Origin of the sequence: Streptomyces sp. NPDC099050 (assembly GCF_044759865.1) — a bacterium.
Lineage (GTDB): Bacteria > Actinomycetota > Actinomycetes > Streptomycetales > Streptomycetaceae > Streptomyces.
The window spans coordinates 307,152-328,287 of sequence record NZ_JBIWAE010000003.1; the positions used below are offsets into that span (position 1 = coordinate 307,152).

At 70.0% G+C, this 21,136-nt stretch carries 25 protein-coding genes; 11 read left to right on the plus strand and 14 right to left on the minus strand.

Going from position 1 to position 21,136, the window contains the following annotated elements; translation table 11 throughout:
• Positions 1-136 precede the first annotated feature (136 nt).
• Positions 137-547, minus strand: coding sequence for an SRPBCC family protein (locus ACIQV3_RS07160; protein WP_403710570.1), 411 nt, complete (start codon positions 545-547; stop codon positions 137-139).
• A gap of 196 nt (positions 548-743) precedes the next feature.
• Between ACIQV3_RS07160 and ACIQV3_RS07165 the strand changes: the two genes are divergently transcribed.
• Entirely contained in the window at positions 744-1,232 is a 489-nt protein-coding gene (locus ACIQV3_RS07165; protein ID WP_403710572.1) for a flavin reductase family protein, read from the plus strand.
• Positions 1,233-1,322: 90 nt separating this feature from the next.
• Positions 1,323-2,039 carry a hypothetical protein gene (locus ACIQV3_RS07170; protein ID WP_403710574.1) on the plus strand — a complete coding sequence of 239 codons (717 nt, stop codon included), beginning with the start codon at positions 1,323-1,325 and terminating at the stop codon, positions 2,037-2,039.
• A gap of 41 nt (positions 2,040-2,080) precedes the next feature.
• On the opposite strand, the gene ACIQV3_RS07175 is transcribed toward ACIQV3_RS07170, so the two are convergent.
• From ACIQV3_RS07175 to ACIQV3_RS07195, 5 genes are all read right to left on the minus strand, one after another.
• Positions 2,081-3,103: an iron-containing redox enzyme family protein gene (locus tag ACIQV3_RS07175; protein WP_403710576.1), complete on the minus strand. Its 1,023-nt coding sequence runs from the start codon at positions 3,101-3,103 to the stop codon at positions 2,081-2,083.
• Positions 3,100-3,294, minus strand: a complete 195-nt coding sequence (locus ACIQV3_RS07180) for a CDGSH iron-sulfur domain-containing protein (protein ID WP_403710578.1) — start codon at positions 3,292-3,294, stop codon at positions 3,100-3,102. Before ACIQV3_RS07180 ends, ACIQV3_RS07175 begins: the two co-directional genes overlap by 4 nt.
• 43 nt (positions 3,295-3,337) lie before the next feature.
• Positions 3,338-4,030, minus strand: a complete 693-nt coding sequence (locus tag ACIQV3_RS07185; RefSeq protein ID WP_403710580.1) for a HemK2/MTQ2 family protein methyltransferase — start codon at positions 4,028-4,030, stop codon at positions 3,338-3,340.
• A gap of 310 nt (positions 4,031-4,340) precedes the next feature.
• Complete coding sequence (locus tag ACIQV3_RS07190; protein WP_403710582.1) at positions 4,341-5,123, minus strand: ribonuclease BN; 783 nt, start codon at positions 5,121-5,123, stop codon at positions 4,341-4,343.
• A gap of 49 nt (positions 5,124-5,172) precedes the next feature.
• The gene (locus tag ACIQV3_RS07195; protein ID WP_403710584.1) at positions 5,173-5,832 is read right to left on the minus strand and encodes a DUF1206 domain-containing protein; all 660 of its coding nucleotides are present in this window, start codon (positions 5,830-5,832) and stop codon (positions 5,173-5,175) included.
• Between the two features lie 204 nt (positions 5,833-6,036).
• Here ACIQV3_RS07195 and ACIQV3_RS07200 point away from each other — a divergent pair, with 204 nt between their 5' ends.
• The 6 genes from ACIQV3_RS07200 to ACIQV3_RS07225 all read left to right on the plus strand — a co-directional run bounded on the left by ACIQV3_RS07200 (position 6,037) and on the right by ACIQV3_RS07225 (position 8,421).
• Positions 6,037-6,192 (plus strand): DUF6131 family protein, encoded by a 156-nt coding sequence (locus tag ACIQV3_RS07200; protein ID WP_403710877.1) that lies wholly within the window; start codon positions 6,037-6,039, stop codon positions 6,190-6,192.
• Between the two features lie 132 nt (positions 6,193-6,324).
• Entirely contained in the window at positions 6,325-6,492 is a 168-nt protein-coding gene (locus ACIQV3_RS07205; protein WP_403710586.1) for a hypothetical protein, read from the plus strand.
• A 184-nt stretch (positions 6,493-6,676) separates the two neighbouring features.
• A complete protein-coding gene (locus ACIQV3_RS07210; RefSeq protein WP_403710588.1) occupies positions 6,677-7,228 on the plus strand; it encodes a hypothetical protein in 552 nt (183 codons plus the stop codon).
• A gap of 49 nt (positions 7,229-7,277) precedes the next feature.
• Positions 7,278-7,784, plus strand: coding sequence for a hypothetical protein (locus ACIQV3_RS07215; protein WP_403710590.1), 507 nt, complete (start codon positions 7,278-7,280; stop codon positions 7,782-7,784).
• A gap of 57 nt (positions 7,785-7,841) precedes the next feature.
• A complete protein-coding gene (locus ACIQV3_RS07220) occupies positions 7,842-8,075 on the plus strand; it encodes a hypothetical protein (RefSeq protein ID WP_403710592.1) in 234 nt (77 codons plus the stop codon).
• Positions 8,068-8,421: a PRC-barrel domain-containing protein gene (locus ACIQV3_RS07225; protein ID WP_403710594.1), complete on the plus strand. Its 354-nt coding sequence runs from the start codon at positions 8,068-8,070 to the stop codon at positions 8,419-8,421. The genes ACIQV3_RS07220 and ACIQV3_RS07225 overlap by 8 nt, the downstream gene beginning before the upstream one ends.
• Positions 8,422-8,590: 169 nt before the next feature.
• Here ACIQV3_RS07225 and ACIQV3_RS07230 read toward each other — a convergent pair whose 3' ends face one another.
• On the minus strand, positions 8,591-8,824 hold the full coding sequence (locus tag ACIQV3_RS07230; protein ID WP_403710596.1) for a hypothetical protein: 234 nt from the start codon (positions 8,822-8,824) through the stop codon (positions 8,591-8,593).
• Positions 8,825-9,024: 200 nt separating this feature from the next.
• Here ACIQV3_RS07230 and ACIQV3_RS07235 point away from each other — a divergent pair, with 200 nt between their 5' ends.
• Positions 9,025-9,300 (plus strand): isoamylase early set domain-containing protein, encoded by a 276-nt coding sequence (locus ACIQV3_RS07235; RefSeq protein ID WP_266886098.1) that lies wholly within the window; start codon positions 9,025-9,027, stop codon positions 9,298-9,300.
• Between the two features lie 332 nt (positions 9,301-9,632).
• Here the strand turns inward: ACIQV3_RS07235 and ACIQV3_RS07240 are convergent, their stop codons facing one another.
• The 3 genes from ACIQV3_RS07240 to ACIQV3_RS07250 form a co-directional block, all read right to left on the minus strand.
• A complete protein-coding gene (locus ACIQV3_RS07240; RefSeq protein ID WP_403710598.1) occupies positions 9,633-10,754 on the minus strand; it encodes a hypothetical protein in 1,122 nt (373 codons plus the stop codon).
• A 363-nt stretch (positions 10,755-11,117) separates the two neighbouring features.
• Positions 11,118-12,452: a class I SAM-dependent RNA methyltransferase gene (locus ACIQV3_RS07245; protein ID WP_403710600.1), complete on the minus strand. Its 1,335-nt coding sequence runs from the start codon at positions 12,450-12,452 to the stop codon at positions 11,118-11,120.
• Positions 12,453-12,578: 126 nt separating this feature from the next.
• A complete protein-coding gene (locus ACIQV3_RS07250) occupies positions 12,579-14,633 on the minus strand; it encodes an APC family permease (RefSeq protein WP_403710602.1) in 2,055 nt (684 codons plus the stop codon).
• Positions 14,634-14,908: 275 nt separating this feature from the next.
• On the opposite strand from ACIQV3_RS07250, the gene ACIQV3_RS07255 reads away from it, so the two are divergent.
• Positions 14,909-15,577, plus strand: coding sequence for a TrkA family potassium uptake protein (locus ACIQV3_RS07255; RefSeq protein WP_327255350.1), 669 nt, complete (start codon positions 14,909-14,911; stop codon positions 15,575-15,577).
• Complete coding sequence (locus tag ACIQV3_RS07260) at positions 15,574-16,236, plus strand: TrkA family potassium uptake protein (protein WP_214953432.1); 663 nt, start codon at positions 15,574-15,576, stop codon at positions 16,234-16,236. Before ACIQV3_RS07255 ends, ACIQV3_RS07260 begins: the two co-directional genes overlap by 4 nt.
• A 178-nt stretch (positions 16,237-16,414) precedes the next feature.
• Here ACIQV3_RS07260 and ACIQV3_RS07265 read toward each other — a convergent pair whose 3' ends face one another.
• From ACIQV3_RS07265 to ACIQV3_RS07280, 4 genes are read right to left on the minus strand one after another with little or no spacing between them, the layout of a single operon-like run.
• Positions 16,415-17,185, minus strand: coding sequence for a DUF3159 domain-containing protein (locus ACIQV3_RS07265; RefSeq protein WP_403710604.1), 771 nt, complete (start codon positions 17,183-17,185; stop codon positions 16,415-16,417).
• A gap of 2 nt (positions 17,186-17,187) precedes the next feature.
• Positions 17,188-17,616 carry an OB-fold nucleic acid binding domain-containing protein gene (locus ACIQV3_RS07270; RefSeq protein WP_403710606.1) on the minus strand — a complete coding sequence of 143 codons (429 nt, stop codon included), beginning with the start codon at positions 17,614-17,616 and terminating at the stop codon, positions 17,188-17,190.
• A gap of 24 nt (positions 17,617-17,640) precedes the next feature.
• Positions 17,641-18,327, minus strand: a complete 687-nt coding sequence (locus ACIQV3_RS07275; protein ID WP_403710608.1) for a response regulator — start codon at positions 18,325-18,327, stop codon at positions 17,641-17,643.
• The gene (locus tag ACIQV3_RS07280) at positions 18,324-20,996 is read right to left on the minus strand and encodes an ATP-binding protein (RefSeq protein ID WP_403710610.1); all 2,673 of its coding nucleotides are present in this window, start codon (positions 20,994-20,996) and stop codon (positions 18,324-18,326) included. Before ACIQV3_RS07280 ends, ACIQV3_RS07275 begins: the two co-directional genes overlap by 4 nt.
• Positions 20,997-21,136 lie beyond the last annotated feature (140 nt).

A 21,136-nucleotide genomic window follows, 5' to 3' on the forward strand; every position in this document is an offset into this window, starting at 1 on the left:
TGGCGGCGCGGTGGGGCGCCCCGGTCGTACTGTCGGTCACGCGGTCGTGGACGTACGCGACGCGCTGATCGCGAACATCGAGGCGCCGCCGCGTACACGCACCATCCCGTGGGGGCGGGAGCCGATCACCGCCACGTCAGGCATGACGGGCCCTGTCGTGATCCTGTTCCACGACTCTGGCCAGACGGGCCAGCATGCCCCGGTGCCGGAGGTGGATCAGTGCTTCGGTCGCGGGATTTGTGGAGGGTGCCTCCCAGACCGCGCAGGGGGTGCTCCTCACAGATGACGAGGGTGTCCTCGCCCCACGGCCGCAGCTGAAGGAAGATCCTCGCGGTGCCGAGAACCTTGAACGAAACCTCCAGTTCCAGCTCCGTCCGGGCTCCCGGCGACGTACGGTCGTCACCCCGTCGGCCGACCAGGGGCCCAGCCGCACGGTGCAACGAAGCCGGGATCCGACCTCGGGCCAGTACCGGTCGAGTGGCGTCGACTCGGAAGGCCCCACCACCCACTCCCCATACCGGGTCGCATCGGCGAGTACGGTCCACACCGCGGCGGGGGACGCCGAGTCAGCTGATGCCGGATGGCCATACGCGCGCTCAATCCGTGGTACTGAAATTCTCCCACCCGCTCACCGGGCGGTCATATCTGGCCGCACACCGCCGTGCGCCGCTCAAGCACTGCCGGTCCGACGCCGATGTGCGGGGTAGTCACCCGCTGGACCGAACGGATCACGAGGAGCCGCCGTGACGAGGATGGACCCGTTCACCGATGTGCTCGACGGCCCCATGTACGTGGTCACGGCCGCGGCCGGGGGCGTGCGGGCGGGCTGCCTGGTGGGGTTCGCCTCGCAGTGCTCGATCCACCCGCCGCGGTTCGTCGTCTGGCTGTCTACCGCCAACCACACCTACCGGGTCGCCTGCGAGGCCTCGTACCTCACCGTGCACGCACTGCTCCGTGAGCAGCGGGCGCTCGCGGAGCTCTTCGGCGGCGAGACGGGCGACCGGGTGGACAAGTTCGCGCGGGCCGCCTGGCGACAGGGAGAGGCCGGAAGTCCAGTCCTGACGGAGGTCCGCACCTGGTTCACGGGCCGCGTCGAGGGGCGGATCGAGGGTGGCGACCACGTGGGCTTCCTGCTGGCCCCGGCCGGCCAGTGCCGGCCCACCCGGGGCACCCCGCCCGCGCTGCTCCGCTACAGCGATGTCCGGGACCTGGAGCCCGGGCATCCGGCTTGACGCTCGGGCGCGCAGCGCGAGTCTGCGGGGGACGACGGCCCGAGGGGGGCACGCGGCAGGAAACCTGACCCTACGAAGAGGACGGACACTATGACGCGCAGTCGCGCCGATGCCCGGACCAGTCATCCCCGGCACGAGCGGCGCGGGGAGGCACGCCTGCCCGCTGTGATCGCGACCGTCGTAGCGATCGGGCTCTACCAGGTCCTGCCGCAGCAGCTTCTGGTCGGACCGCGTTATGTGCTGCTCGGCCTGGAACTGCTGCTCCTCGTGCCGTTGATCGCGATCAATCCCAGACGGCTCACGCGCCAGACCAGGCTCTCCCGTGCCCTGTCCCTGACGCTCGTCCTGGTCATCGCGGCAAGCAATCTGGTCTCCTTGGGGATCCTGATCCACGCCCTGCTCTCGACCGGGGTGAAGGAGGGCGGCTCCCTGTTGACGGCCGCGTTCCAGGTGTGGCTGACCAACATCATCGTCTTCGGTCTCGCCTACTGGGAACTGGACCGGGGCGGCCCCGTCAGCCGAACCCAAAGCCCCCGCGCCGACCTGCCGTTGGCGGACTTCCGGTTCTCCCAGGACGAGAACGACGACGCCGTCCAGGAGGTCGCGGACGGCTCCAGCGTCAAGTCCGACTGGGTGCCCACCTTGATGGACTACCTCTATGTGTCCGTCACCAATTCAACCGCCTTCAGCCCGACCGACACCATGCCCCTGTCCACCCGCGCCAAGCTCATGATGAGTGTGCAGAGCGTCGCCGCTCTGATGACCTCGCTCCTCGTCATCGCCCGCGCGGTGAGCATCCTGCACTAGGCATGTCCCGAGTTCTGCGGGGCCGTAGCGGGCCGGGCACGTCACCGAGGCGGCAAGGGTGTGCGCAGTGTGGTGCGCCCCTGGTCCCAGGCGTCGCGGATGTGGGCGGCCAGGCGGTCTTCCAGCAGGACGGTCGCCGCGCAGCCGAAGGCGATGTCCGCTTCCAGGGCGGGTTCGTCGGCGAGGAGGCCGCCGATGACCTCGTGGCGTACGACCTGTTCGTGGACGGCGTCGGCTTCGACGTGTTCGGTGTAGAAGTGTTCGGCGGCCGGTCCCGCTTCGCAGCGTCGCATTGCTTTGGCGAGGCGGCGGGAGCCGGGTGAGGAAGTGACCTCCACGCAGGCGAAGTGCCCGACGAGGGCGCCACGCAGGGCCCGGTGCAAGCCGAAGAGGGACATCAGGTTGACAGTCGCGAGAAGTGGCGCGGGGGCCTGGTCCAGGTAGCGGCCGTACGTGGGGTCCAGGCCGAGGTCGGTCATGAGGTCGGCGAAGAGTTGTGCGTGGATGCGGTCGGGGTGGCCGGCGCCGAACTCGTCGTACTCGATGGCCACCATCGCGGCCTTGGCCCGGCCGGTCAGCCGCGGGATGACCCAGACGTGCGGGTCGGCCTCCTTGAGGTGATAGAGGGAGCGCAGCGCCGCGTACTCGCGCAACTGCCACAGTTCGCCTTCGGTTTCGAGATGATGGCTGACGCTTTCGGTCACGTCCATGGGTTCGACGAGGAGTGGGGCGAAGGCCTCCTCGACGGAGCGGGGCGCGTCGTGGAGTTCGGTGCGCAGTGCGTGGAGGAACCGGGTTTCCAGGGCTTGGCGCAGGCGCAGGAGGTCCGGGTCCCATTCGCGTTCGTCTTTGACGTTTTCGAAGCCGCGGTAGTGCAGCTCGTAGAGGAGGTAGAGGGCGAGTTGGAGGTCTTCGCCCCAGGGATCGGCCTTCAGGACCGTCCCGGTCGCGTACTCCGGTGGCAGGCCGGTGCGCAGGGAGTCCCTGACGGCCTCCGACAGCTCGCCCCGCCCCTGGACGAGGGCAGGGCCGACGGTGGCCGTGCGGCTGCTGGCAGGGGTCATCGGGAGTTCCTGTTCTCGGGGGATGCATCTGCTCGCTCGCGGGGTCGGTGGCTGGTGTCGCACCAGGGATACGTGCGGCTGCGCAGGCAGGTGCACACCGCGACCATGAACCGGTCGGACCGGGCGACCGTCCCGTCGTCCAGGACGATCTCCACCGGGCCTTCGACCAGGACCGGGCCGTGGGGATCCATGGCTACGCGGCGCGCCGGGCCGCAGCGAGCCCGGGCGGCGCTTTCAGAGGTTCTGGGCACGGATGATCACCAGCTCTTCCCATTCCTCGCCGTCGTCAGCCAGTCCCTGGTCCTCCAGCCAGGCCCGCCTGGAGCGCAGGACCGGCCCCCACGGTACGGAGGCCCGCGCCGTCACCTGCGCGGACAGCCCGGCGCGTTTGAGGTGGTCCAATGTGGTGTCGGCTCCGCACATCTGCGAGTGCACCATCAGCAGGACGCCGCCGGGGCGCAGCAGGGCCGGGGCACTCGTACAGATCCGGTCGATGAGGTCGCGCCCTTCGGGGCCTGCGTCCCAGGCCCGCTTCGCACCGCGTGACGGCAGCCGGGCGCGGGGGGAGGGCACGTAGGGAGGGTTGCTCAGCACGATGTCGAAGCGGCGCCCTGACGTACGGGCGGCGAAGTCGCCGTGCAGTACGCGCAGCGGCAGTCTCTGCCGGAGGGCGTTGAGGCGTGCTGCGGCCACCGCGGGCCAGGAGACGTCCACAGCCGTGACACGGGCTCCCCTGCCCGCTGCGTGAAGTGCCAGCGCGCCGGTACCCGTCCCGATCTCCATCACCTCGGTATCCGGCCCCAGCTTCTCGTGCGAGAGGGCCTCGGAGAGGAGCCGGGTATCGGCCTGTGGGCGGTAGACACCAGGTAGCGCGATCAGCCGCGCGGGAAGAGCTCCCAAGGTCAAAGCCGTACTGGGCAACCGCATACCTCCGGATCCGATGCGGTCCGCAGGGTGCGGATCGCGATCGCGACAGTTGGCGCGACTCAGAGCGGCTGCCCCGTTCCGAGCGCCGCACCCCTAATGCCGCCGGCTTTCGGAGGATCAGATGGAATGAAGCATCTCTGGCAGCGTTGCCTCACACCTGGCATATGGAGCTCCTGGACTACTCCTCGTTGGGTCTTTCGCGGGGGTAATCGTCAGTCATCCGACCATTTGCCCCTCATTCGAGGCTACGCCTCGCGATCCCGGAAGAGGGATTCAGGCACGGGGAGGGAGGTCGCGGGAGATCAGAGCCTCACCGTCGCGGTTTCAGCGCATGTGCCGCTCGGGGGAGCTCTTCGCGGAGCAGCCTGCCGGCCAGGGCCCCGCCGAAGACGACGACGCCTACGCCGACGAGCCAGGTCTGGATGACGAGGACGGTTCCGAAGGGGCCGTAGGTGACGGCGCTGGATGCGATCAGCGGCGGGAACACGAGCCGGGAGAAGATTCTGAGTCCGAGCATCCCGAGCATGGTGGCCACAGCTCCGGGCAGCAGGGTGATCCAGGGGACGCGGCCGCCGAGCAGCAGTCGCTGGGACCACCAGAAGAAGAGGGTGCCGCTCAGTACCGTGACGACACCGCGGGCGGGGGACTCGCGCCACAGGGGTGTGATGGCGGACAGGAAAAGGATTCCGATGAGGACGGTGAGCCACAGGACGTGGCGCCACCTGGCCCACCAGCGGGCCGGGGGCAGGTCCCAGATCTTCTCGTAGCCGCTCTGCACCACGGTGCCGAAGGACAGGCCGAACACGGCGAGCACGGCGAGGCCGAAGGCCGTCGTGGTCCGCCACGCCTCTCCGGGCAGGGCGAACAGATGCTCGATCTCTTGTCTGGCGGTCGCCGATACGCCGAGCCCGTCCCCGAGCCACTGCGCGAACCCCCGCCCACTCGCCGTATCGGCTGCGGACACGACGATCAGCAGCGGCACCAGGGTCAGGAACCCGAGCGCCGCGAATCCCAACGAAAGCTGCCACAGGTCGATTTCACTGATCCGCCCCCACCGGCGCCCAGCCCGCGTACGGCGAATCACGCTGCGCAAGCGCCCCAACGGGGACAAGCGGCGTGGGGCGTCGGAGGCGATCCCGTTGTCAGGGCACACTTCTACGGGTCCCCGATCCAGGATCCCCGGCCGCCCTCGGCTGCTCTGCTGGAATGCCGTGCTCGGGAGCTTTGCGCCAGCGGGCTTCACAGAACGAGTAGAGGCCGAACACTACGAGGCCCACCGCGGCGGCGATCAGCAGCACCGGCCCGGCAGGTGTGGCGGCGAACGAACGCAGCGTCTCGTCCAGGCCCTTGGCCCGGCCGGCGTCGAACTGCACTGCGGCCAGCAGGACGAACAGTCCGGCCACCGCCGCGAGCACACCGCACGCCACACCGCCGACAATGCCCAGCCCTGCGACAACCCGCCGCGTCGTCGGGCTCATCTCGCCCGTCCGGAGATTCTCCTCGAACTTCCGCATCACGCTGCGCACCACGATCACCACGCCCACGATGACCAGGACGACTCCGAACACGCCGACGAGCACCCGCCCGCCCGGCCAGTTCAGCACCCTCGCGGTGTACTCCTTCGACGTCTCGTTCCCACCACGGCTTCCGGAGGACCCGCCGACCAGCGCGGTCTGGACAACGCCGATACTGATCACGGTGTAGAAGACCGCCAGCCCCAGCGAGCCCAGGCGGCGGGTCCACTTATCGCCGTCTTCCCCTGCCTGTCCGAAGGCGGCTTCGGACAGCCGCCACAGCGCCATCGCCGCAAGCCCCACCACCAGCGCCCACAGCCACGCCGACGACCAGGGCGGCGATCAGGAGGACGAGTCCGAGGATGACGAGCATGGCGCGCTCCAGAGGTGTCTCTCCACGGTAGGACCGTCCTGCCCGGGAAGCCACCAGGAGAGGGCAGATCTACCCTGAGAGCAGGGGCTTTGCATCACTCCGTGAGATCGGCGGACATCATGATCGTCCTCGGAATCATCCTGCTGGTCGTCGGCTACGTGGTCGGCATCTCCATCCTGTGGACCATCGGGATCATCCTGGTCGTCATCGGCATCATCCTGTGGATCCTGGGATCCGTCGGACACAAGGTCGGCGGACGGCGGCACTACTGGTAGCCGCCCCTGACCCCGCGCGGGGAACACTTCGTTCCCGCAGGAACCCCGACGCCGAGGAGGCATACAGCACGGCCGCCACGACCATCCTGGCGCGCCTCCGGCACTCGCATCCGCGAACCGAGGCATCACACCATGACCCTCTTCTACCTCCTGCTGACCGCCGCGATCGTGCTGATCATCATCGGCGCGACCGTCGACGGCATGCTGTACCTGGTCTCCGCCGGCGTACTGCTCCTCATCGCCGACGTGCTCTACCTCGCCGTGAGATCGGTACTCCACCGCCGGCGTCCAGCCCACTGACCCGCCCGCCGGTACCCGACCGGTGCCCGAAGCGACGGACCGGCCACCACTTACTCAACAGCATGTTTTGGGTGATACGTGAAATTCTGGAATGTGGCACACCCAGGGACGGCACCCGCGCCGGTGACGCTCGTACGCCCCAGTTCCGGCTGACTGCGTGAGCGGTCAGAGAGTGGAGGATGCGATGTGGACCATCGTCATCATCGTGGCCGCCGTGGTCGTCCTGGCCGCCGTCGCACTGACCGTACGGACCATGACCCGGCGCCGGCACCTGCGGGAGCAGTTCGGGCCCGAGTACGAGCGCACGGTCGAGGCGGGGCAGAGCCGTGGAGCGGCCGAGCGCGACCTCAAGGAGAGGGAGGAGCGGCATGAGGCGCTGGAGATCAGGCCTCTTCCCTCCACGGTCCGCGACCGGTACGCCCGGGACTGGGCCAGTGTGCAGGAGCACTTCGTCGACAGTCCCGACCAGGCCGTGGGTGAGGCCGACCGGCTCGTGACCACGCTCATGAGCGAGCGCGGCTACCCGACCGAGAGCTACGAGCAGCAGAAGCGGGACCTCTCGGTCGAACACTCCCGGACATTGGACCACTACCGCATCGCCCACGAGATCAACGGGCGCGACGGCAGCAGGGACACCACGACGGAGGAACTGCGGAGCGCGATGGTCCATTACCGGGCGCTGTTCGAGGAACTGCTGCACGACGACACCGCTTCACCGGGCGAGGAAACCCGCTGAGTGCCGAGCATCCGAGCGCGGCTGTTCACCACCCCTGGAGGCGAAGGACATGCAGAGAGAAGGACCATACGGGAGCGACGAGTACGCCGAGCCCGCCGGAGAGACCCTGTCCACCGAGGACATCGCCCGGCCCCAGACGGAGGCATCGCAGCAGCCTGCCGACGATGAAGCGCTGGCACTCCCCGACACCGAGGGGGCAGAACCCAGGACCAGAATCACGGACGAGGCTGGAGACGAGCCGGACGCCGTGCCCGGCGAACGGGACGAGTCGACCCAGGAGCCCGATTCTGCGCCGCTCCTCGGGGCTCAGGAGGCAGAGGGCCTCCGTACCCGGTGGCAGGAGATCCAACAGGGGTTCGTCGATGACCCGAAGCAGTCGGTGCTTGCCGCAGACGGGCTCGTCGCCGAGGTGATGCAACTGCTCGCCACCACATTCGCCGACCACAAGCAGGGACTCGAAGGCCAATGGCACCGAGGCGAGGAGGTCGCCACTGAAGACCTGCGCCTGGCCCTGCGCCAGTACCGGTCCTTCTTCGACCGCCTGCTCAGTACCTGACCAACCGAGGACGGGCAGCCGCCACAAAGGGACTCCGATGGAATCGAGGAGGCCGTCATGGACGAGCAAGGCGGCGCCGGAGGCGTACCTCCGCACGACGGGCACGGCTCACGAAGGACCAGTCCGCCCACCGAGCGCAGCGGCGACGAGCGTACGGCTGCGGCCGACACGGACGAGGCAAGCCGCCTCGACCGGCCCGAACCTGTACCGAACCCCGTGACGGGGCATCGGCGCTGGGTGGGCCCGAAGAGTCACGAGGGCGAGGAGAAGCGGGGCGAGAGCGATGAGTGAGGCAGGGATCTGGGGCTATGGACAGGACGTCGGACACCAGCCGGGGATCGACCTGATCGGGTACAAGGTCGAGGCGACGGACGGCCAGATCGGAAAGATCGACAAGCATTCCGAGGACGTGGCAGCTTCCTACCTTGTCGTGGACACCGGGGCCTGGATCTTCGGCAAGCACGTACTGCTCCCCGCAGGCACCATCCGCCGGATCGACACCGTCGAAGAGAAGGTGTACGTCGACCGGACCAAAGAGCAGATCAAGGACGCGCCCGAGTTCGACGAGGCCAAACACTCGGGCGAGCCCAGCTACCTGGAACAGTTCGCCCGCTACTACGGCCAACCCCACATGTAGTCCACGACCCACCCGCGGTGCCCCGAAGGCGGCGGTCCTGGGCGACAGGCCGTGGTTGGTCCGTGTTCACACGCTGCAGAAGGCGCTTGCGCCGTGATCGTCACTGGACATGGCAAGGCCCGGCCGGGGTGGCTGTGGACCGGCCGGGCCCTGCTGCGTGGGGGCGCGGTCAGATCTCGTCGGGCATTCGGTCCCGGTCCGGCACGATGTCGTCAGCAGGCTGACGAGAGGACTCCTGGCCCTTGGACTCGGACTCCTTGCGCTTGCGCTCGGACTCCTTGCCCTTACGCTCCGACGAGGGCTTGCCAGGCTGTCGATGCTGCGGGTCCTGGCCGCTGCGCTCTCGTTCTTGCTCCTCGCGGCCCTTGCCCGGCTGCTGATGCTTGTCCTGCATACCGCCCATGACGGTGACTCCCTTGAAGGTCGATCGGGGGATTCCCACGAACAACGCTGGCACGAAACGTCACCAACCGCACCATTTGGGTCACCGTGCGTGGTGAGTACGTCGCGATCCCAGCCCGTCGTGTCGGCAGGCGGACACCCCTCCCCGGCGTGAGGATGAGCCCGCACAGCCCCTACACCCCGACCGGCAGGAGCCCTGCCATGCTCGAGCGCACGCTTCGCAAGGACACCACCGAGGTCACCTTCATCCTTCCCGCCGACACTCCACCAGGGCCGGTCAGCGTGGTCGGGGACTTCAACGAGTGGCAGCCTGGCGCTCACACCCTCACGCCGCGCAAGGACGGCAAGAGGGCGGTCACCGTGACGCTGCCGGCCAAGACCACGCACTCCTTCCGCTATCTGGCAGCCGGCGACTACTGGTTCAACGACGAGAGCGCAGGCGACCGGGAAGGCCCCAACAGCCGCCTCCACACCTGAGGCCGCAGCCGACCCCCGCCTGCCAGCGTCGCCCCAGTCCCAGTCCTGACAGGCGGGCGCGAGCTGCCGCGCGGCGGGAGAGGCGGACCTCCTCGGTGTCGAGGGCGGTCTGGATCTGGCGTAGCACGGTGTCGTCGATGCGGCGTTCGTCGCGGAGCCTAACCACGATGGCGCGTTGGGATGCCAGGAGTGCGAGGTGCAGTGCGCTGTAGTGTGCCTCGTACCGCAGTGCCGGGTCGTCGTCGGCTCCGGCGGCGCCCGTAAAAGAAACGCGGACTATTCGGGTGCGAGGCACCTGCCGTCCCCCGCACCCTCACAGACCGAGCAGTGAATCAGTTCCGCCAGGAGTAGCCGTGCGTTTCCGGACCGCGCGGGTTCCAGCCGCTCAGGTACGGCTTCAGCTCCTCGGGCTCGGGGTCGCGGGTCACCGGCATGCCGGGAAGTGCCCGCAGCGGGTCCAGGGACCGTACGTAGGCGCGGGCCCACTCGAGCCACTGCCGGGCGGAGGCTGCTTCCGGCCCCGTCGAACCGCCTGATAGGGCGAGCTGGCGCTCCAGGGCATCGCAGTACTGGCTCAGCGCCCTCGCTTCATGCCAGTCCTTCGCCTGCCCGCGCAGGACTGTGGCGAGCTGAGCCTGGATCGCCTGCTCCCGAGCCGAGTTCACTGCCGCCTGCCACCGGATCTTCCGGTCCCCCTGGGCCCGCTCCTCGTCGATCCGGCGTTGGGCGCCCTCCCCCGCGCGGACCTCCACCTCCCGCAGGATCACGCCGAGAACGTCCTCCAGCCTCCACCGCTTCCGGTCGGCCCACCTACCCTGACGGCCCGAACGGCTACGGGGAAGCTCGATCGTCAGGCTATGCGCCCGCTCCGGATCCACGGACTGCGGAGACTCCTGCTTGATCGTCACCGTGTACGTGAAGTCGCCGACGCCCAGGTCCACCTCGCCCTGACGCCGGGAGTTGCGGGAGGGGATGTACGCACCACGGGACGAATAGGGCCGACTCCGGTAGTGCTCCGCCACCGGGTGCTCCCGCACCGCATGGCCGCGCTTCGCCGCTTCCGCGCACAGAGCCTGGAGCAGGCGCAGAGCCCTGCTCCGAACAGCCGCGGGCACGGCGAGCCGGAACGGGTCTTCCTTGAGAGCAGCCACCACCGGGTGCAGGGTGCGCAGTTGGGCGGGCACGGGGATGGTCGGCGCCTTTGCCGGCCTATCGGCCGCCGCCCTGGCGTGCCGCACCCGGGCCACAGGCCATTCCGCGTGCGACATAGGAGTCTTCTTGTCTGTCTCCTGGAGCGCGGCGGCGTGCCGCGGATCCTCCGGATGGTGACCGTGCTCCAGGTAGAACTTCCCGGCCTCGGTGACCTCGGTCCGCACCGCCCCGCCGCTGCGTACGACGAGCAGCAGCCCTCGGTCTCGCAACGCGTACGCGGACAGCCGTTCAGCCGACGCCACGCCAGGCTTCTCGCCGCCATCCAGCCGCCGCAGGAGCTCTCGCTGACGGTCGTTCAACGGGGACCAGCGCTGCATGCACCCACCTCACGCTCTCACCAGCAACGGCGCTCCACTACAGAGCGTGTGCGCGGGAAGAGCTCGGCAACGCCCGGACAGAGTCGGCACCCGGCCTGCCACCGCACGCAGAGAGCCGCCTCCCGAGCAGGCGCGTGGCCCGGCCCGAAGGGCGGCGTTTCACTGCTGACACGCCGTCAGGAATCAAGCCCGACGAGCGCCAAATGAGCGTCACGAGCGTCATTTCAGCGTCAAGATATCGCCCGTAACGCCCACAACGCACATAATGCGCATCGACAAACGTGCAGGTCAGGAGCTTTTCGCGACCGGTTCAAGGATCGCCACGCACTCCACGTGGTGGGTCATCGGGAAGAGGTCGAAGGCGCGCAGGGTGCGGACCTTGTAGCCGGCCTCCTGGAAGTAGCCCAGGTCTCGGGCGAGGGCCGCCGGGTCGCAGGCCACGTAGGCGATGCGGCGCGGGGTGAGGCCGGCCACCTGGCGGACCGTCTGCTTGCCCGCGCCCGCGCGGGGCGGGTCCAGGACGACGAGGTCGCACTCGGTGATGCCGGTCTTCGGGAGGATCTGGTCGACCTTGCCCTGCTCGATGCGCACGCGGGGGAAGTCCGTGAGGTTGTGGCGGGCGTCCTCCACCGCGCGCTTCGTGGACTCGATGCCGAGGACCGCGCCGGTTTCGCCGAGGCGTTCCGCGAGGGCGCCCGCGAAGATGCCGACGCCGCAGTAGAGGTCGAGGGCCATCTCGCCCTTGCGCGGCATCAGGCCCTGCATGACGGCCTTGATCAGGGTGTCCGCGGCCTGCGGGTGGACCTGCCAGAAGCCGCCCATGCCGACGCGGTACGTACGGCCGTCCGCGCGCTCGCGCACGAAGGGGCGGCCGTGGACGCGGTGGACCCCGCCGTCCTTCTCCTCGACGCGCAGGACCGAGACCGGCTTGTCGAGCTCGACGAGGGGGAGGCGGCCTCCGGGGCGGGGGGTCAGGACGACCTGGCGGTCACCGGAGCCCGTGGCGGCGATGGCCTCGACGGTGGCCATCTGGGGCCAGTCCTGCTGCTCGATGCCGAGTTCGCTGACGCCGGGTGCCGCGATCATGCAGTGGTCGATCGGCTCGATGTCGTGCGAGCGGTGCTTGCGCAGGCCGACGACGCCGTCCTCGTCGATCGCGTACTGCACGCGGGTGCGCCACTGCGGGACCTGGCCCGCGGGCACCTTGTCGCCCTCGGCCGGCATGACCGTACCGTCCCAGCCGGCCTGCTCCGGGGTGAGCCCGGCGAGCCGCAGCAGCTGCTCGGCGATGACCTCGCCCTTGAGCCGGCGCTGGGCGCCGGGCTTGGCGTGCTGCCAGTCGCAGCCGCCGCACTTGCCGGGGCCGGCGTACGGGCAGGGGGCCGGGGCACGGTCCTTGGAGGGGTCGAGGACGGTGATGGCGTCGGCGCGCAGGAAGCGGGAGTCCTCCTCGCCCTCCGTCACGCGGGCGATGACCTTCTCGCCGGGCAGCGTGTGCCGGACGAACAGGACGCGGCCCTCGGCGGTCCGGGCGATGCAGTGCCCGCCGTGCGCGACGGGGCCGACCTCGACCTCGTACTCCTCCCCGACCAGTGACTGCTTCTCGTTCTGCTCGCTCGTCATGGTGGGGAGACTCCAAGGAGATGTGGATCAGAAGATCAGAATCGAAAAGGAACGGCCGGACGACCGACCCACCAGTTTACGTGGATCTCGTCCGGCCGTTCGCCACCCCGTCGCGGGGCCGCGGGGCTACTTCCCCGCCGGGTCCTTCGGACGCGCGCGCGGGGTGTCGACCGGCCCGCGGCGCACCGCGCCCGGGGCGTTCCACTCCGCGCGCTTCTTCGCCCGCTTCTTCGCCAGCTCCGAGGACTCCAGCTGGTAGGGCACCGAGGTGACCATCACGCCGGGGGTGAAGAGCAGCCGGCCCTTGAGGCGCAGCGCGCTCTGGTTGTGCAGCAGGTGCTCGTACCAGCGTCCGACCACGTACTCGGGGATGTACACGCTGACGGCGTCGCGCGGGTTCTCGCTGCGCAGGCCCTTCACGTACTCGACGACCGGGCGGGTGATCTCGCGGTACGGGGAGTCGAGGATCTTGAGCGGGACGTTGATGCCGCGCCGCTCCCACTCCTCGCGCAGGGCCTTGGTCTCGATCGGGTCGACGCTGATGCTGAGCGCCTCGAGCCGGTCCGAGCGGGTCAGCTTGGCGAAGGCCAGGGCCCGCAGGGTGGGCTTGTGGACCTTGGAGACCAGGACGATGGAGTGGACGCGCGAGGGGCGCACGCTGTCGTCGCTGGGGCCCTCGGCGGCGGCGATCTCCTCGGAGACCCGGTCGTAGTGCTTGCGGATCGCGGACATCGTTCCGTAGAAGATGACCATGCCGAGCAGGGCGACCCAGGCGCCGTGGGTGAACTTGGTGGCCAGGACGACCACCAGCACCATGCCGGTGAAGAAGGCGCCGAAGGTGTTGATCGCCCGGGACCGGTGCATCCGGCGGCGCGCGGCCGGGTCGCGCTCGGTGCGCAGGTGGCGGTTCCAGTGCCGGACCATGCCGATCTGGCTCAGCGTGAAGGAGACGAAGACGCCGACGATGTAGAGCTGGATCAGCTTCGTCGAGTCGGCGTCGTAGATCCACACCAGCAGCATCGCGGCGCCCGCGAGGAGCACGATGCCGTTGGAGAAGGCGAGGCGGTCGCCGCGGGTGTGCAGCTGGCGCGGCAGGTAGCGGTCCTGGGCGAGGATCGAGCCGAGCAGCGGGAAGCCGTTGTACGCGGTGTTCGCGGCGAGGAAGAGGACCAGCGCGGTGGCCGCGGCGAGCACGAGGAAGAGGAAGCTGCCGTTGCCGAAGACGGCCTCGGCGACCTGGGAGATGACCGGGTGCTGGACGTAGCCGTCGCCGACCGGGACGCCGTTCCGCAACAGGTCGGCGGCCGGATTCTCGGCCATCCGGACGTTCGTGGCCATGGCGAGGCCGATGATCCCGCAGAACATGGTGACGGCCAGGCCGCCCATCAGGGCGAGGGTGGTGGCCGCGTTCTTGCTCTTGGGCTTGCGGAAGGCGGGTACGCCGTTGCTGATGGCCTCGACGCCCGTCAGCGCCGCGCAGCCGGAGGAGAAGGCGCGCAGCATCAGGAAGACCAGCGCGAAGCCGGCGAGCCCCTGGTGTTCGGGTTTGATCTCCAGGTCGGCCGTCGGGGCCTCCATGGTGTCGCCCATGACCAGGCCGCGCCAGGCGCCCCAGGTGATCATCACGAATACGGCGCCGACGAACACGTAGGTCGGGATGGCGAAGAGCTTCCCGGATTCCTTGACGCCGCGCAGATTCATCAGGGTGAGCAGAAAGATCATGACGATCGCCGAGAGCACTTTGTGCTCGATGACGAAATCGACGGCCGAGCCGAGGTTCTCGACTCCGGCGGAGATGGACACGGCGACCGTGAGGACGTAGTCGACGAGCAGGGCGCTCGCGACCGTGAGGCCGGCCCGGGGCCCGAGGTTGGTGTTGGCCACCTCGTAGTCACCGCCGCCGCTGGGGTAGGCGTGGACGTTCTGCCGGTAGGAGGCGACCACGGTGAACATCAGCACGACGACCGCGACGGCGATCCAGGGGCTGAATTGGTACGCCGACACGCCTGCGATCGACAGGACCAGCAGGACCTCGCCGGGGGCATATGCCACCGAGGAGAGCGGGTCGGACGCGAACACGGGGAGGGCGATCCGCTTGGGAAGGAGGGTTTCCCCGAGGCGGTCGCTGCGTAGCGCCCGGCCGATCAGGATCCGTTTGGGCACGTCGGTCAGTTTGGACACGCAGAGGATCGTAAGCGTTCGAAATCGGCCTGGCGAACCCCCCACCCCTACGGGACGGGAAGTCCCACCTCATCCGGGGCGAAGGAGCGCCGCATCCGGGGCGAAGGAGCGCCCGCATCCAGGGCAAAGGAGGGCCGCCGACCGCACGCCGACCGCACAAAGGGTCACACTGGTGACCGCCCGTGTGTAGCTTGGGCCATGGTCTGAGACCCTGTTAAGCCAGAGCAGCAATGAGGCTGGAACCCAGCGAGCCGCTGACAGCCGGAAGGACGGCCGTGCACATCGTCATTATGGGCTGCGGAAGAGTGGGCTCCGCCCTCGCGCAGACCCTGGAACAGCAGGGGCATACGGTCGCGGTCATCGACCAAGACCCCACCGCATTCCGCCGGCTGGGAGCCGGATTCGGCGGCCGTCGCGTCACCGGAGTCGGCTTCGACCAGGACACACTGCGTGAGGCCGGCATCGAGGAGGCGGGCGCCTTCGCCGCGGTGAGCAGTGGTGACAATTCCAACATCATCGCCGCCAGGGTGGCCCGTGAGATGTTCGGCGTCGAGAACGTCGCCGCCCGCATCTACGACCCCAAGCGCGCCGAGGTCTACCAGCGGCTGGGCATCCCCACCGTCGCCACCGTCCGCTGGACGGCCGACCAGATGCTCCGCCGGCTGCTGCCGTCGGGCGCCGAGCCGCTGTGGCGCGACCCGAGCGGCGGTGTCCAGCTCGCGGAGGTGCACACCTCCACCGCCTGGATCGGCCAGAAGGTCAGCCGGCTGCAGGAGGAGACCGGCGTCCGCGTCGCCTTCCTCACCCGGCTGGGCGAGGCCATGCTGCCGACATCGGCGACCGTCCTCCAGGAGGGCGACCTCGTCCACGTGATGATGCGGACGGACGAGATCGACAAGGTGGAGGCAGCCTTCGCCGAGGGTCCTGAGGAGGCACACGCATGAGGGTCGCGATCGCCGGAGCCGGCGCGGTGGGCCGTTCCATCGCGGGCGAGCTCCTGGAGAACGGCCACGAGGTGCTCCTCGTGGACAAGGCCCCGACCGCCATCTCGGTGGAGCGGGTGCCGCAGGCCGAGTGGCTGCTGGCCGACGCCTGCGAGATCACCTCGCTCGACGAGGCGGCGCTCCAGCGCTGCAACGTGGTCATCGCGGCGACCGGCGACGACAAGGTCAACCTGGTCGTCTCCCTCCTCGCCAAGACCGAGTACGGGGTGCCCCGGGTCGTGGCGCGGGTGAACAACCCGAAGAACGAGTGGCTCTTCAACGAGTCCTGGGGCGTCGACGTCGCCGTTTCCACGCCGCGCCTGATGTCGGCGCTGGTCGAGGAAGCCGTCAGCGTCGGCGACCTGGTCCGGCTGCTGCGCTTCAGCCACGGCGACGCGAACCTCGTCGAGCTGACCCTGCCCGCCGACTCCCAGGTCGCGGGCAAGCAGATCAGCGAGATCACCTGGCCGGAGGACACTTCGCTGGTCACGATCATCCGCGGCAACCGGGTCCTGACCCCGCACGGCGAGGAGACCCTGGAGCCGGGCGACGAGCTCCTCTTCGTGGCCGCCCAGGCCCGCGAGGAGCAGCTGGAGGACCTCCTCCAGGCCGCGGACTAGCCTGCGGCCCGCTGAACGCCGAGAAGGGGCGGCTGACCATCACGGTCGGCCGCCCCTTCGCACGTTCGGATCCAGCCCCGCCGGCGTTTGAGGCGCGGGGTCCGGGGCGGAGCCCCGGGGGCCGGGCGCAGCCCGCTCCCGCCCCGCGCGGCAAGCCGCGCACGCAGCGGCGTACCGCTCAGGCCCCCGGGCCCCGTGCGGCCTTCGCGGCCGCCTTGGCCGCCTTGGCCGCCTTCTCCGCGGCCTCCTCAGCCTCCCACTCCGCGATCACGTTGATCGGCGGCGGGGCCTGCGCCAGGAAGAGCCAGGTGAAGTAGACCGCCAGCACCATCGGCGGCAGCTTCAGCGCGATCAGCACCCAGCCGAGCTGCGTCGCGTCGCCCCACCAGTACAGCGGGAAGAGGATCGCGTACTTCGCGAGGAAGATCAGGCCCCAGGCCAGGCTGGCCTTGACGTACGCCTTCTTGCGCCCGGGGTTGCGCGTGCGCCAGGACAGGTTCTCCTTGAAGACCGGTCCCAGGATCACGCCCAGCAGCGGGAAGCCCACCAGCGCGGACAGCGTGAAGGCCACGCCCAGGCCGGCGCCGTAGATCATGCCGGGCAGGTAGAAGCCCTTCGCGCTGCCCGTGAACAGGGCGAAGGCCACGCCGACGCCCACGCCGAAGACCCCGCTGAAGGCGTGCTTGACGGTGTCCTTGCGCAGCAGCCGCACGATCACCAGCAGGACCGCGACCGCGCCGGCCGCGATGGCGGACAGCTTCACGTCCTTGTTGATCGTGTAGATCATGACGAAGAGCAGCCCGGGGAGCATCGTCTCCACGGTGCCCCGGATGCCGCCGAAGGCGTCGAAGAGGGCGGCCTGCGTGACGGCCTTCTGGTCCGCCGTCGGTTCCGCGGCGGGATCCACCGGTTGTGCGTCCGGCGTGGTCGGTTTGTCGAGTGACGTCACCGTCAGTGCTCCTGTCCGAGCGGTCGGAGTTCGTACTTCGGGTTGAAGAGCACCCGACGGCCGTGGCTCATCGAGATCCGCCCGGAGGCGATCATGCGACGGCCGGGTTCGATTCCCACGATCGAGCGACGTCCGAGCCAGACGACGTCCAGCGCGGCCGAGCCGTCGAACAGCTCGGCCTCCAGGGCGGGGACGCCCGCGCGCGGCCGCAGGGTGACGGTCCGCAGGGTCCCGGTCACCTTCACTATCTGACGGTCGTGGCAGTCACAGATCCGCGTGCACCCCGCGGCTTCTGCGTCCTCCTGCAGCTCCGCCGAATGCAGCTCCTCCTGCGAGGTGGACAGCCGCTCTATCATCCGGCGGAACCGGCCCGCCGGCCTGGCGGGCTTCGCCGGCTTCGCGGGCTTCTCGGAACGCGGTTCAGCACTCATACAGGAAGCGTACCGGCGCCCCCACTACCTCTCGAAGCGGTATCCCATGCCCGGTTCGGTGATGAAGTGGATCGGGTGCGAGGGGTCGGCCTCCAGCTTGCGCCGCAGCTGGGCCATGTAGACCCGCAGGTAGTTGGTCTCGGTCCCGTACGAGGGCCCCCAGACCTCCTGGAGGAGCTGCTTCTGGCTGACCAGTTTGCCGCCGTTGCGCACCAGCACCTCGAGCAGGTGCCACTCGGTGGGCGTGAGGCGTACGTCGCGTCCGGCGCGCACCGCCTTCTTCGCCGCGAGGTCCACCGTGAAGGTCTCGGTCTCGACGATCACCTCGTCCTCACCGGCGCCGGCGCCCGGTTCGGCCCGCCGGACGGCGGCGCGCAGCCGGGCGAGCAGCTCGTCCATGCCGAAGGGCTTGGTGACGTAGTCGTCGGCGCCCGCGTCCAGGGCCTCGACCTTCTCGTCGGAGCTGTGCCGGGCGGAGAGCACCAGGATCGGGACCCGGGTCCAGCCGCGCAGCCCCTTGATCACCTCGACCCCGTCCATGTCGGGCAGGCCGAGGTCCAGGACGACCACGTCGGGGTGGCGGGCGGCCGCCAGTTCCAGGGCGCTCGCCCCGTCGGCGGCCGCGTCGACCTCGTACTTGCGTGCCTTCAGGTTGATCACGAGGGCCCGGACGATCTGGGGTTCGTCGTCCACCACGAGCACCCGGGTCATCGAGGTCCTGCCTTCTGTCGTATCGGATCGAGATCAAAATCCACCGCGTGCCCTCCGTGCCCGGCCCCGGGCCCTGCCCCTGCCCCGCCCGGCTCCGGTCCCCCGGTCCCGCCGGGCGCGCTGCGCCCCTCGCCGTCCACGCTCACGGTGACCTGCGGCCGCCCGCGGGTCACCGCGCGCAGCGTGAGGACCATCGTGAGCCCGCCCCCGGGGGTGTCCTCGGCCTCCAGGGTGCCGTCCATGGCCTCGGCGAAGCCGCGCGCGACGGCCAGGCCGAGCCCGACTCCGGCGCCGCGGGGCGCGTCGCCGTGCCGCTGGAAGGGGGCGAAGATCCGGTCCTTGGCCTCGTCGGGCACGCCCGGCCCGCGGTCCACGACCCGTACCTCGACCCGGTCGCCGAGGAAGCTCGCCGCCACCAGCACCTGTTCCCCGGTCGGGCTGTACTTCACCGCGTTCTCCACCACGTTGGCCACGGTCCGCTCCAGCAGCCCGGGGTCCACGGCCACCATCGGCAGGGTCTCCGGGACGTCGAGCAGCACGCTGCCCTCGGGTACGCCGCCCAGCGCCATCGGGACCACCTCGTCGAGGTCGATCTCGCGGATCAGCGGGGTGACGGTGCCGGTCTGGAGCCGCGACATGTCGAGCAGGTTGCCCACGAGGTGGTCGAGCCGGTCGGCGCCGTCCTCGATGCCCTCCAGGAGCTCGGCGCGGTCCTCCTCGGACCATTCCACGTCGTCGGAGCGCAGGGAGCTCACGGAGGCCTTGATGGAGGCCAGGGGCGTACGGAGGTCATGGCTGACGGCGGCCAGCAGCGCGGTCCGGATCCGGTTGCCCTCGGCCATCCGGCGGGCGTCCTCCGCCTCCCCGACCAGCCGCTGCCGGTCGAGCACGACGGCGGCCTGGGCGGCGAAGGCGCCGAGCACGCGGCGGTCCTCGGCGGGCAGCACCCGCCCGGACAGGGCCAGCGCCATGTGGTCGCCGATCGGCATGTCCACGTCCGCGTCCTCAGGGCGGGCGACCGGGTTCGGGCCGACGCTGCCGGCCGGCCGCCAGGGCTCGACGTCGCTCTCGCGCTCCAGCAGCGCCACCGACTCCATGGCGAAGGTCTCGCGGACCCGCTCCAGCAGGGCGTCCAGGGTGGTCTCGCCGCGCAGCACGCTGCCGGCGAGGAAGGAGAGGATCTCGGACTCGGCGCGCAGCCGGGCGGCCTGGTGGGTGCGGCGGGCGGCGGCGTCGACGACGGAGGCCACGGAGCCCGCGACGCCGAAGAAGACCACGATGGCCACGAAGTTCTTGGGGTCCGCGATGGTCAGGCGGTGGATGGGCGGGGCGAAGTAGTAGTTCAGCAGCAGGGAGCCGACGGCCGCCGAGGCCAGCGCGGGCCAGAGCCCGCCGAGCAGGGCGGCGGCCACGGTCAGCGCCAGGAACAGCAGCATCTCGTTGGCGAGGCCGGGGTCGGTGTCGATGTGCGTCAGCAGGGTGGCGAGGGCCAGCGGCAGGGCCACCCCGACCACCCAGCCGGCCACCAGCCGGGTCCGGCCCAGCCGGGCCGCCGAGCGGGCCACGGGCCGCAGGCCGCGGCCCTTGGCGACCTCTTCGTGCGTGACGATGTGCACGTCGAGGTCGGGCCCCGAGTCTCGGGCGACGGTGGCGCCGACCCCGGGGCCGAACACGTACCGCCAGGAGCGGTGTCGGCTGGATCCGAGCACGATCTGGGTGGCGTTGACCCCGCGGGCGAATTCGAGGAGCGCCTCGGGGACGTTGTCGCCGATGACGTGGTGAAACGTTCCGCCGAGGTCCTCGACCAGGGTCCGCTGGATCGCGAGCTCCTTGGGCGAGGCCGCGGTCAGCCCGTCGCTGCGGGCGATGTAGACGGCCAGGATCTCGCTGCCGGAGCCCTTGGCCGCCACCCGGGAGGCGCGCCGGATCAGGGTGCGCCCCTCGGGCCCCCCGGTGAGGCCCACGACGATCCGCTCGCGCGCCTGCCAGGTGGAGCGGATGTTGTGCTCGCCCCGGTACTGCTGGAGGTACTCGTCGGCCCGGTCCGCGACCCAGAGCAGCGCGAGCTCGCGCAGCGCGGTCAGGTTGCCGGGGCGGAAGTAGTTGGACAGGGCCGCGTCGACCTTGTCGGACTTGTAGATGTTGCCGTGCGCCATGCGGCGGCGCAGGGCCTGCGGGGACATGTCGACCAGCTCGATCTGGTCGGCCCGCCGGACGACCTCGTCGGGGACGGTCTCCCGCTGCCGCACGCCGGTGATCGACTCCACCACGTCGCCCAGGGACTCCAGGTGCTGGATGTTGACCGTGGAGATCACGTCGATCCCGGCCCGCAGCAGCTCCTCCACGTCCTGCCAGCGCTTGGCGTTGCGCGAGCCCGGCACGTTGGTGTGCGCCAGTTCGTCCACCAGTGCTATGGCGGGCTTGCGGGCCAGCAGGGAGTCCACGTCCATCTCGGTGAAGGCGGCGCCCCGGTACACGAGCTCCTTGCGCTCCACCTGCTCCAGGCCGTGCAGCATGACCTCGGTGCGCGGCCGCCCGTGGTGCTCGACGAAGCCCACGACACAGTCGGTGCCGCGCTCCACCCGGCGGTGGCCCTCCGAGAGCATGGCGTACGTCTTGCCCACGCCGGGGGCCGAGCCGAGATAGATCCTGAGCTTGCCGCGTCCCATGCGGCCATTCTCCGGGACGTCCGCCCCGTTCACGCGCCGATGACCTGCCGCGGGCGGATCTCTGACGCTTCCCTGACGCCCCCGGGCGGGGACGGGGCCGTAGCGCCGCGGATACGGCGATGGGCCGCACCCCCGGAGGG

Bases quoted from the DNA above. Each gene is read 5' to 3' on its own strand.
- ACIQV3_RS07170 (WP_403710574.1), top strand. From the start codon at position 1,323: ATGACGCGCAGTCGCGCCGATGCCCGGACCAGTCATCCCCGGCACGAG.
- ACIQV3_RS07175 (WP_403710576.1), bottom strand. From the start codon at position 3,103: ATGACCCCTGCCAGCAGCCGCACGGCCACCGTCGGCCCTGCCCTCGTC.
- ACIQV3_RS07180 (WP_403710578.1), bottom strand. From the start codon at position 3,294: ATGGATCCCCACGGCCCGGTCCTGGTCGAAGGCCCGGTGGAGATCGTC.
- ACIQV3_RS07185 (WP_403710580.1), bottom strand. From the start codon at position 4,030: ATGCGGTTGCCCAGTACGGCTTTGACCTTGGGAGCTCTTCCCGCGCGG.
- ACIQV3_RS07195 (WP_403710584.1), bottom strand. From the start codon at position 5,832: ATGGCGCTGTGGCGGCTGTCCGAAGCCGCCTTCGGACAGGCAGGGGAA.
- ACIQV3_RS07200 (WP_403710877.1), top strand. From the start codon at position 6,037: ATGATCGTCCTCGGAATCATCCTGCTGGTCGTCGGCTACGTGGTCGGC.
- ACIQV3_RS07205 (WP_403710586.1), top strand. From the start codon at position 6,325: ATGACCCTCTTCTACCTCCTGCTGACCGCCGCGATCGTGCTGATCATC.
- ACIQV3_RS07210 (WP_403710588.1), top strand. From the start codon at position 6,677: ATGTGGACCATCGTCATCATCGTGGCCGCCGTGGTCGTCCTGGCCGCC.
- ACIQV3_RS07215 (WP_403710590.1), top strand. From the start codon at position 7,278: ATGCAGAGAGAAGGACCATACGGGAGCGACGAGTACGCCGAGCCCGCC.
- ACIQV3_RS07220 (WP_403710592.1), top strand. From the start codon at position 7,842: ATGGACGAGCAAGGCGGCGCCGGAGGCGTACCTCCGCACGACGGGCAC.
- ACIQV3_RS07225 (WP_403710594.1), top strand. From the start codon at position 8,068: ATGAGTGAGGCAGGGATCTGGGGCTATGGACAGGACGTCGGACACCAG.
- ACIQV3_RS07230 (WP_403710596.1), bottom strand. From the start codon at position 8,824: ATGGGCGGTATGCAGGACAAGCATCAGCAGCCGGGCAAGGGCCGCGAG.
- ACIQV3_RS07235 (WP_266886098.1), top strand. From the start codon at position 9,025: ATGCTCGAGCGCACGCTTCGCAAGGACACCACCGAGGTCACCTTCATC.
- ACIQV3_RS07245 (WP_403710600.1), bottom strand. From the start codon at position 12,452: ATGACGAGCGAGCAGAACGAGAAGCAGTCACTGGTCGGGGAGGAGTAC.
- ACIQV3_RS07260 (WP_214953432.1), top strand. From the start codon at position 15,574: ATGAGGGTCGCGATCGCCGGAGCCGGCGCGGTGGGCCGTTCCATCGCG.
- ACIQV3_RS07270 (WP_403710606.1), bottom strand. From the start codon at position 17,616: ATGAGTGCTGAACCGCGTTCCGAGAAGCCCGCGAAGCCGGCGAAGCCC.
- ACIQV3_RS07275 (WP_403710608.1), bottom strand. From the start codon at position 18,327: ATGACCCGGGTGCTCGTGGTGGACGACGAACCCCAGATCGTCCGGGCC.
- ACIQV3_RS07280 (WP_403710610.1), bottom strand. From the start codon at position 20,996: ATGGGACGCGGCAAGCTCAGGATCTATCTCGGCTCGGCCCCCGGCGTG.